General features: G+C 38.1%; 10 protein-coding genes, 1 other RNA gene and 4 pseudogenes. 4 read left to right on the forward strand and 11 right to left on the reverse strand.

Annotation, left to right across the window (positions count from 1 at the left end; all coding sequences use genetic code 11):
• Position 1: 1 nt before the first annotated feature.
• From ACLKL2_RS02740 to sohB, 5 genes and pseudogenes are all read right to left on the reverse strand, one after another.
• Complete coding sequence (locus ACLKL2_RS02740) at positions 2-607, reverse strand: SPOR domain-containing protein (protein ID WP_413693283.1); 606 nt, start codon at positions 605-607, stop codon at positions 2-4.
• A 12-nt stretch (positions 608-619) separates the two neighbouring features.
• Positions 620-1,906, reverse strand: coding sequence for a bifunctional tetrahydrofolate synthase/dihydrofolate synthase (gene folC / locus ACLKL2_RS02745; RefSeq protein ID WP_413693284.1), 1,287 nt, complete (start codon positions 1,904-1,906; stop codon positions 620-622).
• 13 nt (positions 1,907-1,919) lie between these two features.
• Positions 1,920-2,704: pseudogene (truA, locus tag ACLKL2_RS02750) on the reverse strand (tRNA pseudouridine(38-40) synthase TruA).
• Positions 2,705-2,861: 157 nt separating this feature from the next.
• Positions 2,862-5,520: pseudogene (gene topA, locus ACLKL2_RS02755) on the reverse strand (type I DNA topoisomerase).
• A gap of 186 nt (positions 5,521-5,706) precedes the next feature.
• Positions 5,707-6,755, reverse strand: a pseudogene (gene sohB / locus ACLKL2_RS02760) (protease SohB).
• An 89-nt stretch (positions 6,756-6,844) separates the two neighbouring features.
• On the opposite strand from sohB, the gene ACLKL2_RS02765 reads away from it, so the two are divergent.
• Positions 6,845-7,612: a YciK family oxidoreductase gene (locus ACLKL2_RS02765; protein ID WP_413693285.1), complete on the forward strand. Its 768-nt coding sequence runs from the start codon at positions 6,845-6,847 to the stop codon at positions 7,610-7,612.
• A 55-nt stretch (positions 7,613-7,667) separates the two neighbouring features.
• Here ACLKL2_RS02765 and ACLKL2_RS02770 read toward each other — a convergent pair whose 3' ends face one another.
• From ACLKL2_RS02770 to ACLKL2_RS02790, 5 genes are all read right to left on the reverse strand, one after another.
• Positions 7,668-8,630 carry a lauroyl-Kdo(2)-lipid IV(A) myristoyltransferase gene (locus ACLKL2_RS02770; protein WP_113818197.1) on the reverse strand — a complete coding sequence of 321 codons (963 nt, stop codon included), beginning with the start codon at positions 8,628-8,630 and terminating at the stop codon, positions 7,668-7,670.
• 39 nt (positions 8,631-8,669) lie between these two features.
• An RNA gene (gene ffs, locus ACLKL2_RS02775) (signal recognition particle sRNA small type) lies at positions 8,670-8,765 on the reverse strand.
• Positions 8,766-9,394: 629 nt separating this feature from the next.
• Complete coding sequence (gene pssA, locus ACLKL2_RS02780; protein WP_113818198.1) at positions 9,395-10,744, reverse strand: CDP-diacylglycerol--serine O-phosphatidyltransferase; 1,350 nt, start codon at positions 10,742-10,744, stop codon at positions 9,395-9,397.
• Positions 10,745-10,939: 195 nt separating this feature from the next.
• Positions 10,940-12,130, reverse strand: a complete 1,191-nt coding sequence (locus tag ACLKL2_RS02785) for an amino acid aminotransferase (protein ID WP_413693286.1) — start codon at positions 12,128-12,130, stop codon at positions 10,940-10,942.
• An 84-nt stretch (positions 12,131-12,214) separates the two neighbouring features.
• A complete protein-coding gene (locus ACLKL2_RS02790; protein ID WP_413693287.1) occupies positions 12,215-13,756 on the reverse strand; it encodes a fumarate hydratase in 1,542 nt (513 codons plus the stop codon).
• 105 nt (positions 13,757-13,861) lie between these two features.
• Here ACLKL2_RS02790 and pabB point away from each other — a divergent pair.
• A pseudogene (gene pabB, locus ACLKL2_RS02795) lies at positions 13,862-15,282 on the forward strand (aminodeoxychorismate synthase component I).
• Between the two features lie 75 nt (positions 15,283-15,357).
• Here pabB and cysB read toward each other — a convergent pair.
• On the reverse strand, positions 15,358-16,326 hold the full coding sequence (cysB, locus tag ACLKL2_RS02800) for an HTH-type transcriptional regulator CysB (protein WP_413693289.1): 969 nt from the start codon (positions 16,324-16,326) through the stop codon (positions 15,358-15,360).
• 269 nt (positions 16,327-16,595) lie between these two features.
• On the opposite strand from cysB, the gene ACLKL2_RS02805 reads away from it, so the two are divergent.
• The gene (locus ACLKL2_RS02805) at positions 16,596-16,829 is read left to right on the forward strand and encodes a hypothetical protein (protein ID WP_413693290.1); all 234 of its coding nucleotides are present in this window, start codon (positions 16,596-16,598) and stop codon (positions 16,827-16,829) included.
• 17 nt (positions 16,830-16,846) lie between these two features.
• A complete protein-coding gene (locus tag ACLKL2_RS02810) occupies positions 16,847-17,281 on the forward strand; it encodes a sensor histidine kinase (RefSeq protein ID WP_413693291.1) in 435 nt (144 codons plus the stop codon).
• Positions 17,282-17,341: the final 60 nt, after the last annotated feature.

Below are 17,341 nucleotides of genomic sequence, written 5' to 3' on the forward strand. Positions count from 1 at the left end.
ACTAAGGTGCAATTGGACTAAAAGGAACAACTTTTCCGTTTAAACTGGTTAAACTTTTTAATCTAGGCAACATATCGGTTAATTTTTGTTTCGATACGTTTGGCCCAACAAAAACACGCGTTAATTGACCATCCATCACTTCCCTTGGAATGGTGTGAGCCTGAAAGCCCGCTTTATTTAATTTCTTTAATAAACTATTAATATTCGCTTTGTTTTGGAAAGCACCAAGCTGGATAGTCCAAGCCGGATCTTCAAATACAGCTTTCTTAACCGGTTTTGCTACAACTGCTGGCGCAGTTTGTGGTTTATTTGCAGGCTCTTCAGCAACAACCGTGGGTGCAACTTCCTCAACCTTCCATTCTGATGCTGGTTGCTCATCTTGTGGTGTTTCGTTTTGTTGGTTTTCAATCACTAATTGTTCTTTTGTACTAGCAGATTGCTCAGTGAAAGATTGCGAGTGTTCTTTTAACTCAGGTTTAATGGGTGTTGCTGCAAACTCTTGTTGATAAGTTGTTTTTTTACCATCGATGATAGATGGTAGAAAAATAACAACTAAAGCAACTAAAATGGTAATACCAACTAAACGATTTTTAAACTGAGATGCCACGTTATACCCTTGCTATTTGGTTAAAATATCGGAAACGGTGTGAAATGAACCGAATACTATGACTATATCAGATGCACTGACATTCTGAACTACCTTATCGACTGCACTAGACACATTTTCATAACAAGTCACATTATGCTGATTGTCTTCACTTTCCTGGTATGCCTCTAATAATGTTGCTGCAGAAGCACCACGGTAACAGTTTAAATCCGCAAAGTGATATTCATTTATCTGAGCATTAATTGCAGAAAGCGTCGAGGTCATATCTTTGTCTGATAACATGCCAACAACTGCATGTACTTGACAAAATTCTGGTTTTTCATGCTTCAAGCGTTTTATTTGTGATGCTAAGTATTGCGCAGATTGTGGGTTGTGTGCAACATCAATGTAAAAATCGCAATCATAGCCAGATATCGCTTGTAAGCGCCCTGCTAACGCTGCATTTTCAACGGAAGCAATCAATTGTTCTTCTGCAATAGATAAATTTAAAGCTTCAATGACGGCTAATGCAGTAGAGGCATTTTGCATTGGCATTAAGGTTTGCTTTATAGGCGATAACGTTTTGTGTTGCCCTGTCCATGACCAATGTTGATCATCTAACATTGCAAATGAGAAGTCTCGAGAAGCAAGCTTTAATTGTGCAGAAATATTTGATGCATGGTCGATAATAGACTGTGGTACATCTAATTCACCACAAATGGCAGGTTTGTTGGCTCTAAATACACCGGCTTTTTCAAACCCTATTTTTTCTCTATCACTGCCTAACCAATCAATATGATCGATACCAATGGTGGTGACAACGCTAAGGTCAGACTCCACCATGTTGGTTGCATCTAAACGTCCACCAAGGCCGACTTCTAATAGAATATAATCACAACTTGCTTGTTGTAGAAGATATAAACAAGCCAAAGTCGCATACTCAAAATAACTCAGAGAGATAATTTCACGCGCTTTTTCGATGATAGCAAACGCATCGCAATGTGCTTGATCCGTTAACTCTTGTGAGTTAATACGTAAACGTTCGTTATAGCGATGGATATGCGGTGAACTATAGACACCTACTTTAAAACCAGCATCTAATAATATCTTTTCAAGGTAAGCACAGGTAGTACCTTTACCATTAGTGCCAGCAACCGTGATCACCTTAGCATCAAAATGGATCAGATTTAGTCGTTGACCTACTTCAGTGATGCGTTTCAACCCTAGCTCTATGGCATTAGGGTGTAGCTGCTCTAAATGAGCTAACCATTGATCCAGTGTTGCTGCAGAAAAAAGTGTATTAGGTGTTGAATTTGTCATGGTATTCATCGCATTAAATATCTAAAAATAACGGGCCACAAGCCGGTCTAGGTAGTGCAAACTGCTCAGGGTAATCTACTTCTACTAAATATAATCCACCTGGTTTAGCTGTTGCTGCCGCTTTTGCTCGGTCTTTATAACCTAATAAGGTTTGTAACCAGTCAACGGGTTGTTTCTGTTGACCTATTTCAATCAAACTACCTGCAATGTTTCGTACCATATGGTGCAAGAAAGCATTTGCTTTAATATCAATCACGATAAAATCACTGTGTCGTGATACGTTTATATATTCGATAGTGCGTACAGGACTATTAGCCTGACAATGCAATGCCTAAATGAAGTAAAGTCTTGTTCGCCCACTAGATACTGACCAGCTTGATGCATGATTGCCGCATCTAAATCACAATGATAATGACTTAAGCCTTTACTTAAAATACCTGGACGGTAAACACCATTGTAAATTATGTAACGGTAACGTCTTGCTGTAGCGCTAAATCTAGCATGGAAGCTATCATCCACTTCTTTCACCCAACGAACAGCAATATCATCGGGTAATTTAGCATTTACACCTAATGTCCAAGCCCCAATTTGACGTACAGAATCAGTATCAAAATGTACTACTTGTCCAGTCCCATGTACACCAGCGTCTGTACGACCCGCGCAGTTGACTGTGACCGGATGATTGGCGATATTAGATAACGCTTTTTCTAGCTCTTCTTGAACAGAGTTAACTTCTTTTTGTCTTTGCCAACCATAATAGTTCGCACCATCATATTCAATACCTAAAGCTACGCGCATTTCATACCATCCTCTTAAAAAACGCTAGTATATACAAATGTTTAAAAATATAAACAAACAACCTTAACTTGCAGATTAAGAACTGCTTCGGTTGCCGAAAAAATCAACAGACACAAAAATGGCAGCGAAGGCTGCCATTATAGTTTGAAGTGATGAGTTATTTTTTCGCTTTGGTTTTTTTAGCGGCTTTCTTTTTAGGAAGCTCTTCGACCCATTTATTATCAATAAACTTAGCCGTCCAACCCGTTGCTTTTTTATCTATTTCCGTCATCACATATTGTTCTTTGTTCTTACGGCTATAACGTACAATCGCTAAGTTCCCATCTGGGTCTTGTTGCGGTGCATCAGCAAGGTAATAGAACTTCTCAGAGATTCTATCGCGGAATTGGGCTAACTCTGCCACTTTAGGGGCACGTGTCTCTCTTGAACGAGGGAATGTACTTGCAGCAAGGAAAATACCCGCTGCCCCATCACGTAAGATAAAGTAAGCGTCACTTTGTTCACACTCTAATTCAGGCAGATGAACAGGGTCTTCTTTTGGTGGAGCAACTTCACCACTACGTAGGATTTTACGGGTGTTTTTACACTCGTCATTAGTACAATCCATGTATTTACCGAAGCGACCATCTTTAAGTTGCATATCCGAGCCACACTTGTCACATTCAACAACTGGGCCATCATACCCTTTAATCTTAAATTCACCTGTTTCAACAATATGCCCATCACAGATTGGGTTATTACCACAAACGTGTAGCTTACGTGTTTCATCAATCAAGTAGCTGTCCATCGCAGTATCACATTTAGGACAACGATGCTTAGCCATTAATGCGGCAGTTTCTAAGTCTTCAGAGCTTAAAATATCTTCAACTTCTTCACCATCAACTAAGTTGATAGTGGTTTTACAACGCTCTTTTGGTGGTAATGCATAACCAGAACAACCTAAGAATACACCAGTACTAGCAGTACGGATGCCCATTGGGCGTCCACAAGTAGGACATGCAACATCATCAATAATCACTGGGTCATTAAGACGCATACCGCCTTCTTCTTCAGGTAAATCAGCTTTGTCCAATTGCGTTGTTAAGTCTTTGTAGAATCTATCTAACTCGCTGTGCCAGTTTGCTTTACCTTCTGCAATGGCATCTAAATTTTCTTCCATGGCAGCAGTGAAGTCATAGCTCATTAAATCGCTAAAGTTTTCAGTTAGACGATCAGTGACAATTTCTCCCATTTTCACAGCGAAGAAACGACGTTTGTCTACTTTCACATAACCTCGGTCTTGAATGGTAGAGATGATGCTCGCATAGGTTGATGGACGACCAATGCCTTGTTTCTCTAACTCTTTTACTAATGCAGCTTCAGTAAAACGTGCAGGTGGTTTAGTAAAATGTTGCTGAGGATCTAACTCAACTAAACTTACCTCTTCACCTACTTTCAGATCTGGTAGATGAATTTCATCAGCTTTACTTTTTGTTACCGGTTGTGCTTTTGTCCAACCTGCAAAGCGTAAAGTACGGCCTTTAGCACGTAATTTATACTCACCTGCTGCAATCACCAGAGTTGATGAATCATATAGAGCCGGCAGCATTTGACAAGCTAAGAATTGGCGCCATATAAGCTCATACAAACGTTTTGCATCTTTATCTGTAACATCAATCAATTCAGCACGTTGCAACACATCTGATGGACGTATCGCTTCATGGGCTTCCTGTGCACCCGCTTTACTACTGTATGAAACTGGTGCTTCTGGCAGGTAGTTTTCACCAAACTCTTTCGTGATAAAGTCTCGCGCTGAAGCAACTGCATCTTTGCTCAAGTTTGTTGAGTCGGTACGCATGTAAGTAATGTAACCCGCTTCGTATAAACGTTGCGCTAACATCATGGTCTTTTTAACACCAAACCCTAAACGTGTGCTCGCTGCCTGTTGCAGTGTAGAGGTAATAAACGGTGCACTTGGTTTACTTTTAGTCGGTTTATCTTCACGAGCATGTAATAAGAATGTTTCATCTTTTAATGCTTCTACAGCTACTAATGTTTCTTGTTCGTTAACTGGCGCAAAGGTTTTATCATTATGTTTAAACACTTCTAAACGTAATTCAGTTTTATCTTTTGCCACTGTATCTGCGTGTAAATCCCAGAACTCAACAGGGTTAAAGGCTTTAATTAAACGCTCTCGTTCAACCAGTAACTTTACCGCCACTGACTGTACACGACCTGCAGATAAACCTCGGGCAACCTTTTTCCATAACAAAGGTGAAACCATAAAACCAACAAGGCGATCTAAGAATCGACGAGTTTGTTGCGCATTAACGCCATCAACATTTAATTCGGTTGGGTGTTGGAAAGCTTCTTGAATCGCAGACTCAGTAATTTCGTTAAATACAACACGTTGATATTTGTCATCATCACCACCTAAAATCTCTTTCAGGTGCCATGCGATCGCCTCACCCTCTCTATCCAAATCGGTTGCGAGATAGATAGTCGGTGCATCAACGGCTAACTTCTTTAATTCATCAACTACTTTTTCTTTACCTGGGAGGATTTCGTAGTTGGCAGCCCAATTGTTCTTTGGGTCAATACCCATTCTTGTCACTAACGCAGCTTGTGTGCGTTTGGCTGTCTCTTTCGCTTTTTGAGCAGGGGTTAAGCCAGCTAAAGATTTTTTCTTTTGCATCGATTGATTTCTTCGCACTACCACTTGTTGGTAGGTCACGAACATGTCCAACACTCGATTTAACAATAAAATCTTTACCTAAGTATTTATTAATTGTTTTTGCTTTGGCAGGTGATTCCACGATAACCAGAGATTTGCTCATATTGCTTTGATACCTAATATATAGTCTGTGTTAGAAAGAATATTGACTCGTCCGCTGAGTCTCTCTTTTTTATATAATCCAAAGTTTTAACTAATAGCAACCTATTTTTTATATTTTTAAATAATAGGTAACAAAAAAGCCGACTTGAATAATAGCCGGCTTTTTAACATATTTTTAATCAAAACGTTACTTAAACATTCTAGAAATATTAGTTTGCATGATAGTCATTAAACTTGTTTGTACAGATGACGCTACACTTTTGCCGATTTTTTCAGCAAGCTTTTTACTTTTTTGGTAACGTACTTGTACTATATGTTTACCTTCAAGTTGTTCAAGCAGGTAATCATCACTTGTTTGTATCTTATCAACTAACTGTAAATCGTAAGCTTGTGAGCCATACCAATGTTCACCCGTCGCTATCTTATCAATCTCTAATTGTGGGCGATGCTCACTCACAAAATGTTTAAATAGTTGATGTGTTTCTTCTAATTCTTGTTTAAATTTTTCACGTCCTAAATCATCGTTTTCACCAAACATTGTTAAGGTACGCTTGTATTGTCCCGCAGTCAGTTGTTCAAATTCAACATCATGTTTTTTAAGTACTTTATTGAAGTTTGGGATCTGCGCAATCACGCCAATTGAACCAATGATAGAGAAAGGCGCTGCAATGACTTTATCAGCAACACAAGCCATCATATAACCGCCACTTGCTGCTACCTTATCGACAGAGATAGTCAGTGGGATATTCTTATCTTTTAAGCGTTGTAATTGTGATGCAGCTAAGCCATAACCATGTACCATTCCGCCACCACTTTCTAAGCGAACAAACACTTCATCTTTTTCTGTTGCGACACTAATAATAGCAGTGATTTCTTCGCGTAAAGATGACACCTCTTTAGCATCAATACTGCCTTTGAAATCGAGGACATAAAGTTGTGGTTTTACTTCAGCTTTTTTCGCTTGTTTAGCTTCTGCTTTATCTTTTTTATTTTGTTCTTTTTGTGCTTTTTTATCTTCTTTTTGTTTCGCTTTAAGTTGCGCAGATGTTAATAATTGCTCTGAAATTGATTGCTTTGTATCGTTAATTTGTTCAGATAAATCAGTTAACTCTAGCTCACCTTTTTTAGCTTTTTGTTTACTAGTCAGTGCAATGATAGCAATTAAAATAGCAACAACAGTGATCACAAAGGTAATAGCTTTCGCTAAAAAAGCCCATACTGCATTAAATAATCCAAAATAAATCCTCGTAGTAAAATAATCTGCCCATAATGACAAAAAATGTCGCAACCTACAAAAGAGTTTAAGCGTTTTTTAAAAAAACGATATGATCCCTTCATTTTACAAAAGAGAAGCACAAATGGACTACATTGCCCCTACTAACTTATTAGATAATAAAACAATTCTTATTACTGGTGCTGGAGACGGTATTGGTAAAGCGTTAGCCATAAAATGTGCTGACTTAGGTGCTAAAGTGATTTTATTAGGTAGAACGCTAAGCAAACTTGCAGCTGTCGCTGATCACATTGCTCAGTTACATAAACAAACAGCAATGGTTATTGAACTAGACCTAAATGATGCCACTGAAGAGCGCTACATGACATTTACTCAACAATTAACTGAACAACAAGTTACATTAGATGGTTTAGTGCATAATGCTAGTCAATTGGGCAAGTTAAGCCCATTTATCGACATTGATTATGATACTTGGACTGAGGTGATGCAAACCAACGTCAATGCCGGTTTTTTGATAACTAAGCACCTTCTGCCACTACTTCAAGCAGGTACTAACGCAAGCACCATTTTCACTACATCAAGCGTTGGGCATAAAGGTCGCGCGTTTTGGGGGACTTATAGTGTCTCAAAATTTGCAACGGAAGGTATGATGCAAATCTTAGCAGATGAATATGCAGATACCACTATGCGTTTTAATGCGGTCAATCCAGGTGGAACGAGGACATCTATGCGTGCTAGTGCGTATCCAGATGAAGATGTGAACCGTTTAAAGACACCGGAAGAGATTTTAGAGACTTACCTTTATCTTTTAGGTGATGATAGCTTAGAAGTGACTGGGCAGCGTTTCAACGCACAATAATTTAAGTGTTCTTTGATTGGTGAATATATAAAATTACTCACCAATCATACAAGGCTTAATAAATCGTCTGCCCTTCTTCAGGTCTTGTTTTTAGCAGTTTTAATGTCCACATGTATTGCGCTTTATTCTCCACGATCACACGTTCAATCGCTTGGTTCATTAAATCCGTATCATGCTGCTCACAACCGCTAGGAATATTGTTTAAGGGAGAGTGACAGATAACATCAATCTTACCCGTTTTAGCATTATATGAGGTATAAGTTGGAATAACCACCGCTTTACCTAATTTAGCCAAGCGACCAATAACCGGCAAAGTCGCTTTTTCAGTCGCAAAGAAGGGTGAAAAAACACTACTTTCACGACCATGATCTTCATCGGGCAAATAGTAGAAATGTGCTTTATCACGTAGGCTTTTAATACAAGGTTTTAAGCCTTCACTGCGATGATACAAGGTCCCTTTTTCATGTTGGCGACTAAAACGTGTTCTGTAGTTTGTTACAAACCAATCAAAGATAGGGTTTTTATAATCCTTGAACATACTAGATAGAGGGTACCCTCTTGCTGAGATCGCAGCAACGCCAGCAAAATCGATTCCATAACAATGTGGCGCTAAGAAAATTATCGCATTTCCCGCTTTTTCAGCTTCTTGCACATGGTGCTCACCAATAAAATTGATACGTTTATGAAGGAAATTCTGGCTACGGAATGCAATCTCACCTAAAGACAAAGCGATTTGAGCCATTGAGCGGAAATTTTTCTTCATCAATGCATCTTTATCCGAGTCAGAATACTCAGGAAAGCATAGCCCGATATTAGTAAAGGCAATCTTTTTACGTTTTTGCAAAAACTTAGCGGAATAGAGTTTATCTGCACACCACGCAGCAAATCGGTCGCGAAAACGAATAGGTAGGTAGCTACAAACAAATAGCAGGCCTAATAGGCACCAAGTTCCCCAATATTTGGGTAAAAAATGCTGTGCTTTAAGTGATGTATCGAATTGGGAATTATATTGAGTCATATTTAGAAGCTTTTACGAAGAGTAGTGATTGGGTGGCAGACCTCCCAGCAAACTCTCGGCACTTGAATCACCTACTATGGCTGCTGCCTTCCGGCTCTGACCAGGTTAATAAGTTATCAATGCGAGAAACCAAGAGGCCTACCATTGTCACTGCATCAAGCCTTGACTTGATGCGAGGGATTATACGTAAGCCCCCACATAATTCAACAGATAATTATTAATATTATATCTAAGCGCTTAAATAGTCGACACTTTTTGCTATTCTGCTTAAAAAGCAAACCATTTTCTATCACTGTGTTTTGTTTATGATTGAATTTAATAGCAATTGCATTAAGTAAGTGATCTAAACTTTGCGCAGGAAAAATGACTTAATTCAAAAATGACTTAAATCAGGCGTAATTTAAACCTCTCGATGATTCACTTCGTTAATAGTCTGACGGAGAATTAACTAAAAAATGTTAATTATTAAATAATTACTCTATTTGCGAAAATTACAACGAGTAAATAAGTTATTTTAACCAGTTAATAAATCAGTTACTTAATGTGATTGGTATAAAGCTTTGTTAATAAAAGTGTCATCAGGGTATTTGTAATATGGAACATATTTAATTTAAAAATGGAAAGGAATAGAAATAAAAGAAATTAATGTCGGAAATAGAAGGAAGAAATCGGAAGTTAACTTTAAATCGTTTATGGCAGGAAGTGTTAACCATCTTTTGGAAAAGTAGCTACTGAGAAAATAAGTCTCAGTAGCTTAGCTAGTATTAGATAATACCTTTAATAATTCTATCGGCTTTAACACGTTTTAATCTTGAGATTAATTGCTTCACTTTATCTGGGTAATTAACCATGTCATCAATATCCTGATAGCTTTCAATTAAACGTGTATGGGTAAGAATATTTTCCAATTCACTATTAAGTTGTTCAGTTAATTGCTTTTTAGGATCATCCACTAATAAGCCGTTTTCGAGATCCAAACGCCATGCTCTTGGATTCAGGTTATGTCCGGTTAACAATGAAAAACGTTGATCTGAATAGATACCCTTAAGGTGAAAACTATTAGTATCATGTTTCCATAGGTGCAGCTTCAAATTACCCTGTAAAATCGAAGTATGATGTTTTTTTGCAAAGTTTCGTAAATTAACTTCATATAAATAAGGCAAAGCAGCGATGGTTTTAAAAGGTTTATCTTCAGGAATATAAAAGTCATTAGCCGTTTTATCCCCTACTACGATAGTTATCTTCACTTTACGTTTTAGTAAAGTTGAGATATCTCGAGATAACGCCGTTGGTAAATTAAAATAAGGGGTAAACAAGATCAGCTCTTGTTCTGTTGAATGGAAGATACCGCGTATCACTTTATTTAACAGGTTCTTTTTAGTACCAATACCCGTAAGCGGTCTGATAGCCAGGCCATCAGTTTTTTCAGGTAGAAAACGGTAACCCGATGATTTTAAGTTTCTACTTAAATTTTTATGCTCTTTTTTCAGTTCGTTAAAACGCGGTACATAGGGAGAGTTTAACTGTACAACCGCTTCACTATTAACGATCACTTGTTTTAAGTAATCCACCATAGTATCGGCAAGGGCTTTATCTTTAATTAACCAATAACGATCAAAACGGTAACGCTCTTGTTGGTGTAGGTAAATATTATTAATACTGGCGCCACTGTAAAAAACCAAGTCGTCAAATATAAAGCCTTTTAGATGCTGAACGCCAAACAACTCTTTACGCTTAACCGGCAAACCTACAATCTTAACACCTTGCCCGTTTATCTCTGCCATTTTCTGATACCAAGTTGTATTGGTATCTCCACCCTTTGCAGCACCAATCAAACCACGCTGAGCACGGTGAAAATCGATACAAACGGTGATGTCTAATGCAGGATGGTTTTGCTTAGCTTTATACAAAGCATTTAATACTTGTTCGCCAGCTTCGTCTGCTTCTAAGTATAAAGCAGCAATATAGATACGTTGAGTTGCGTTATTGATTTGTGCAAATAATTCTGTTTTGAATGCATCTGTTGATAGCAAGCATTTAACATTATCTGCAGAAATTGGCAGTTTTTTCAATTTTTTTAAAAATGAAAAACTTTGATTAATTTTTTTACTCATAGCTCTCTATCATGTTTACCGATGCTGATTTACTTTACATGAAACGAGAATACTTAAAAATGTAAAGTCAGCTTTATGTTCGGTTTTATATTAATTAAATTAACGTTAACAGTGATGTAAAAGTTAATGTAATGAATATAATTAAACCTTAATGATCACTCATTAAGGTTTAAATATTAACGCATAAGTGATTGATTAGATAACTTTAGCTAGCGCATCACATAATGGTTGCATGTTGTTTTTAGTCATACCTGCTACTGAGATACGACCAGAGCCAACGATGTAAACAGCATGTTCTTCTTTAAGTGTATTTACTTGTTCAACGGTTAAACCAGAGAAAGAGAACATACCTAATTGACGGCTAATAAAGCTAAAGTCGCCCTGTACACCCTTCTCTTTTAATGTTGCAACAAATAGATCACGCATCTCTTGAATACGGTTACGCATATCGGCAACTTCTTGTACCCATTGAGCATATAAACCTTCATCATTTAAGATAGTTGTTACGATAGCCGCTCCATGTGATGGTGGGTTAGAGTAGTTTGAACGGATACCTGCTTTGATTTGGCTAAATGCCGCATCTGCAATATCGCTGTCTTCAGCAACAAGCGTAATACCACCAACACGTTCGTTGTATAAACCGAAGTTTTTTGAGAATGAGTTAGCAATTAATAGTTCTTTGTTATGTTCAGCGAACACACGTAGACCTTGTGCATCTTCTTCTACGCCATTACCAAAACCTTGGTAAGCAAAGTCAAAGAATGGAATTGCACCTAGCTCAGCAACTAGCTTAGCTAAAATTTCCCATTGCTCTGGTGTTGGGTCGATACCCGTTGGGTTGTGACAACAGCCATGGAACAATACCATATCGCCAGCTTCTACAGATTGTAGAGAAGCAACCATCGCATCAAAATCAAGATCTTTAGTTTCTGCATTGTAGTAATCGTAAGTTACAACGTCTAGGCCAGATGTTTTAAACACGTTACCGTGGTTAGCCCAAGTTGGGTTACTTACCCAAATCTTTTTGATGCCTAGTTTTTTAACAGCAAAGTCAGCACCTGTACGTAATGCACCAGTACCACCAGGTACTTGTGCTGTACGAGCACGTTTTGATGTGATGATTTCAGCGTTTTTACCGAATAATAATGTTTGAACAGCTTCACCGTAAGCTGCAATACCTTCAATGGTCAGGTAGCTTTTGGTAGTTTCTTCAGCAAGTAAACGTTTTTCCGCTTCTTTAACTGTCGCTAAAATAGGTGTTTGACCCATTTCATTTTTGTAAATACCAACACCTAGGTTGATTTTATCTTCACGACTGTCTTTCTTAAATGCATCTGTTAAACCTAGGATAGGATCCGCAGGTGCCATACTCACTTGTTCAAACATACTTATTCCTTTGTTGATATTGAAAAATAGTTAATTCGATTGCTTTTATACCATCCTTAGTTGATCAAGCAATCAATTTAATAACTATTGTGACATTTTGCTGTCTATTTCAGCAATTTTAGCTTTCCAAATTGCAGGACCTTGCTCATGCACGTTATTTCCTTGGCTATCAACGGCAACTGTCACTGGCATATCTTCAACGTCAAACTCGTAGATTGCTTCCATTCCTAAGTCGGCAAAGGCAACAACACGAGACTTTTTAATCGCTTTAGCAACAAGGTATGCAGCACCACCAACAGCCATTAAATATACTGACTTATGTTTAGCAATAGAGTTAACGGTTTGTTGGCCACGTTCAGATTTACCAATCATGCCTAATAAACCAGTTTCTTCTAACATAAAGTCAGTAAATTTATCCATGCGAGTTGCAGTTGTTGGACCAGCAGGACCTACTACTTCATCACGAACAGCATCAACAGGGCCCACGTAGTAGATAAAGCGTCCATTGAAATCAACCCCTTCAGGTAAACCTTTACCACTGGTGATTAATTCATTAATGCGTTTATGTGCCGCATCGCGACCGGTTAGAATTTTCCCCGTTAATAATAAAGTGTCGCCGCTTTTCCAATCACTCATGTCCGCTTTAGTCAGCTCGTTAACGTTAACACGTTTAACATTTTCACCCACTTCACGAGTAATTTCAGGCCATTGAACTAACGCTGGAGGTGTTAAGTATGCTTCTCCTGAACCATCTAAGGTAAAGTGAGCATGACGTGTAGCAGCACAGTTTGGAATCATTACTACAGGTTTTGAGGCAGCATGGGTTGGACAACTTTTTACTTTAATATCTAATACAGTTGTTAAACCACCTAAACCTTGCGCGCCAATACCTAAATTATTAACACGTTTATAAATCTCTAAACGTAGTTTTTCATCTGTCTCTAATGAATCAGGATCAGCTTTTGCTTTTGCCTCTAACTCATAAATATCAACTGGCTCCATTAGCGCTTCTTTAGCCATGACAGCCGCTTTTTCAGCTGTACCGCCAACACCTATACCCAACATACCTGGTGGACACCAGCCTGCCCCCATTGTTGGTACCGTTTTTTCAATCCAATCTTCAATAGAATCTGATGGGTTAAGCATGGCCATTTTCGATTTGTTTTCTGAACCACCACCTTTAGCCGCTACCATTACTTCTACTTTATCACCTTTAACCATCTCTACATGTACGACAGATGGAGTGTTGTCCTTGGTATTTTTACGTGCGCCAGCTGGGTCAGCGACAATAGAAGCACGTAATGGATTAGTTTGCTCGTTATATGCTTGGCGCACACCTTCATCAACAAGCTCTTGCACGGTTAGTTCAGTATCGAAACTAACTTTCATACCAATTTTAACAAATACTGTCACAATACCAGTATCTTGGCATATTGGACGTTTACCTTCCGCAGACATACGAGAATTAATAAGAATTTGTGCGATGGCATCTTTTGCAGCAGGATTCTGCTCCGCTTGATAAGCCTTATCCATTGCTTGGATAAAATCGAGGGGATGGTAATAAGAAATGAATTGTAACGAATTTTTTACACTATTAATGAAATCAAGCTCTTTAATGACTGTCATCAGTCGCTCCCAGTAATTAGTAAACAGTTTGTGAAAACAATGGTAATATTATTGTTCTCTACCGCCTAATTTTTTGTTAAAAAAATGTTGCCTAAATACGAAAAAATGACTTATATATCAGATAATACCGTAATCAAACCGCTATCTTTACCTGAAAAGATAATCACTATCATTAAGAGCAAGCTATCCATACTTCCATGGACCGTTTTTTTAGAATCAAGTAGTGTTGACCATGAAGATAGTCAGTGGTCAATTTTCACCAGTGAGCCAATTGCGACACTAACAGAATCGCAACATGGCGTTTTTTTCCATGATGCGATTACTGCGCAAAGTCAAACACTTGCAACTGATCCACTTGCTGCACAAAATACTATAAGGGAGCAACTCTTTCATCCTGAGCAGAACAGCAGATTCCCTTTCACTGGCGGCGCTATCGCTGCTTACGGTTATGAAATGGGTGAACTGTTTGAATCTTTGCATAAACAAGTTGAGAATCAAGGAATGAACTTAGGCGCTTACCACTGTGGTTTTTATGACTGGGCTATCCTACATAACGTACGAGATAACCAGTTATACTTAATGCAGCACCGCACTAAAGGCCAACAACAAGATACCCAATCATTATGGCAAGCTCGCTGGCAATGGTTAAATGAGTTAGTAACACAAGCACCACCTGAAATAACTGACTTCAGACTAACCCAGGAATGGCAAGCTGACACCACTGAAGATGAGTATCAACAGGCCTTTAATCAAGTACAAGAGTACATACTCAGTGGTGATTGTTACCAAGTTAATTTAGCGCAACGTTTTCAAGCCCCATATAAGGGCAATGAATATCAGGCTTATCAAGCATTGTTAATGGAAAACAAAGCCCCTTTGCCGCTTTTTTTGTATTGCCTGAACAAACCATTATCTCTGTATCACCAGAGCGTTTTTTGCAGTTAAAAGGTAATTTGATTCAGACTAAGCCGATTAAAGGCACTATGCCAAGAAGCAATAACCCCACTCAAGATCAAGTAAATAAACAACAATTAAAAGACTCTGAAAAAGATCAGGCAGAAAACCTAATGATTGTAGACCTATTACGCAATGACATTGGTCGAGTTAGTGCTGCTGGCGGTGTAGCTGTACCTAAATTGTTTGATATTGAAAGCTTCCCTGCTGTTCATCACCTCGTGAGTACAGTCACTGGTGAATTAGCAAAGCAATATAGTACTGAAGATCTATTAAGAGCTTGTTTTCCAGGCGGTTCCATCACTGGTGCGCCAAAAATTCGTGCCATGGAAGTGATCTGTGAACTAGAGAAGTTTAAACGTCATATATATTGTGGCAGCATCGCTTACGTTAATGGTAATGGCGATATGGACAGTAGTATTACTATTCGTACTTTAGTGTGCCATCAGCAAAAAATATATTGCTGGGCTGGCGGAGGTATTGTTGCAGATTCAAATGCACAAAGTGAATATAAAGAGTGCTTTGATAAGGTCAGTAAAATCTTGCCATTGTTAGCTGAACTGAATCAGTAATACTTGATAAACGAACATAAAAAACCCAAGGTCAATGCCTTGGGTTTTTAGGTTTAGGGATAAAACCAAATAAATTTATCGAGTCGGTAACTCAATATCCTCAAATAGTTTGTTCACTTCCGCTGAGTATTTAAGCTGTATCGCTTTTTCAACTAATGGACGAGTTAAATGCGGTGCAAAACGCACCATAAAGTCATACATGTAATCTCGTAAAAACGACCCTTTTCTAAAGCCAATACTGGTTAAACTCGACTTAAAGATATGGCTGGCGTCTAATACACAGAAGTCATCATCTTCATTGATAGCCATGGTTGCAATCACACCCACACCTAATCCTAGACGCACATAGGTTTTAATCACATCGGCATCGGTTGCGGTAAAGACGACATTAGGTTTATAACCGGCAGCGTTAAAGGCTTCATCTAATTCTGAACGACCAGTAAAACCAAATATGTATGTGACAATAGGATGTTCAGCAATATCATCGATAGAAAGTTTATCAATTTTAGCTAAGGGATGATCCTTAGGCACAATCACAGAACGATTCCAATGATAACAAGGTAGCATGATCAGATCTTGGTATAGATGTAATGCTTCAGTCGCTATTGCAAAGTCAGTCTTACCTTTCACCACAGACTCGCTGATTTGTGTAGGTGTACCTTGGTGCATATGCAATGACACTTTAGGATAACGTTTAATAAAACCGTTGATCACTTCTGGTAAGGCATAACGTGCTTGAGTATGGGTTGTAGCAATATTTAACTTACCTTGATCTGGCATAGTATATTGATTTGCAACAGCTTTAATACTTTCAACTTTACCTAATATTTCCGTCGAATAGCGGATGATCTCCTGCCCTGCAGGGGTCACTTTCGTTAAGTGCTTACCACTACGCTCGAAAATTTGAATGCCTAGCTCATCTTCTAACATTCTGACCTGCTTACTAATACCTGGTTGAGAGGTAAATAGGTTCTCAGCAGTGGCAGATACATTCAGGTTATGATTGAGTACTTCGACAATGTAACGCAATTGTTGCAATTTCATAATGTTATCAGCTTATGTTTAGGTTAATGCTTATTCCATTTTATTCTATCAGACTTCTAAAATTAACAAAGTCATACTTTTCTTAGCCACTACTATACCTGTATAAATACCCTTAAAGGGTAGAATTCAACGACAAAATGATACAAAACAATAAAGTGGTAACTATTTTGCAAACTTTGGGCTGTTTAATATTAAGCGTTAAAGGCTAACATCTTGGGTTTTTTATCGATAGAATGATATAGCACTACTTTTATGCTGATGGAGATATAATGAAAAACAATGAGCAATTAGATTTTAGTACTATGTTAGCCACCAGTATCCATGATATGAAGAACTCATTAGCGATGGTATTACAATCCATTGAAGACTTAGATCTAGCTGATAATCTCACTACCACTCAACATAAATCAGTATCTAACTTACATTATCAAACATCACGTATTAACAGTACGTTAATGCAACTGTTAGCCTTATATCGAGAAGAAAAAAACAACTGCCCGTAGTGATTGAAGAAAACGCGGTGGATGAACTAATCACCGATGTTTTAGAGCGTAACCGGTTATATTTAAACAGCCACCATATCAAGTTAAGTGTTAAAGTTGAAAATAACCTACGTGGCTATTATGATGTTGACTTAATCAGTTATCTATTAAGTGATATTTTAATTAACGCACTGCGTCATGCAAAAAGTGAAGTGATCATACGTGCCTATTACCAAGATCAATTTTTACTCTTTGAAGTAGAGGATGATGGTGAAGGTTACCCTCATTATATGTTAAACGTTAATGAGGATGAGTTTGCTACTTTTAATGCCAACAAAGGACGCAGTGGCTTAGGGTTACTGTTTGCTAAAAAAATTGCACAAGCACACAAATTAAAGGCAATAACAGGCAGTATCAGTTTAAAAAACAAACCTGATAACACAGGCAGTTTATTTACATTACGATTACCATAATCTTTTAATGGCATGGTGAGTTTAAAGCCCTGCTTTACTTTTAATTTAAAAAGAGCATAA

Source organism: Psychromonas sp. KJ10-2, assembly GCF_047323255.1.
Taxonomy (GTDB): Bacteria; Pseudomonadota; Gammaproteobacteria; order Enterobacterales; family Psychromonadaceae; genus Psychromonas.

Excerpts from the sequence above, each read along its gene's own strand:
- ACLKL2_RS02790 (WP_413693287.1), bottom strand. The coding sequence starts at position 13,756 with ATGACAGTCATTAAAGAGCTTGATTTCATTAATAGTGTAAAAAATTCG.
- folC (WP_413693284.1), bottom strand. The coding sequence starts at position 1,906 with ATGACAAATTCAACACCTAATACACTTTTTTCTGCAGCAACACTGGAT.
- ACLKL2_RS02805 (WP_413693290.1), top strand. The coding sequence starts at position 16,596 with ATGAAAAACAATGAGCAATTAGATTTTAGTACTATGTTAGCCACCAGT.
- ACLKL2_RS02770 (WP_113818197.1), bottom strand. The coding sequence starts at position 8,630 with ATGACTCAATATAATTCCCAATTCGATACATCACTTAAAGCACAGCAT.
- ACLKL2_RS02765 (WP_413693285.1), top strand. The coding sequence starts at position 6,845 with ATGATCCCTTCATTTTACAAAAGAGAAGCACAAATGGACTACATTGCC.
- cysB (WP_413693289.1), bottom strand. The coding sequence starts at position 16,326 with ATGAAATTGCAACAATTGCGTTACATTGTCGAAGTACTCAATCATAAC.
- pssA (WP_113818198.1), bottom strand. The coding sequence starts at position 10,744 with ATGAGTAAAAAAATTAATCAAAGTTTTTCATTTTTAAAAAAATTGAAA.
- ACLKL2_RS02785 (WP_413693286.1), bottom strand. The coding sequence starts at position 12,130 with ATGTTTGAACAAGTGAGTATGGCACCTGCGGATCCTATCCTAGGTTTA.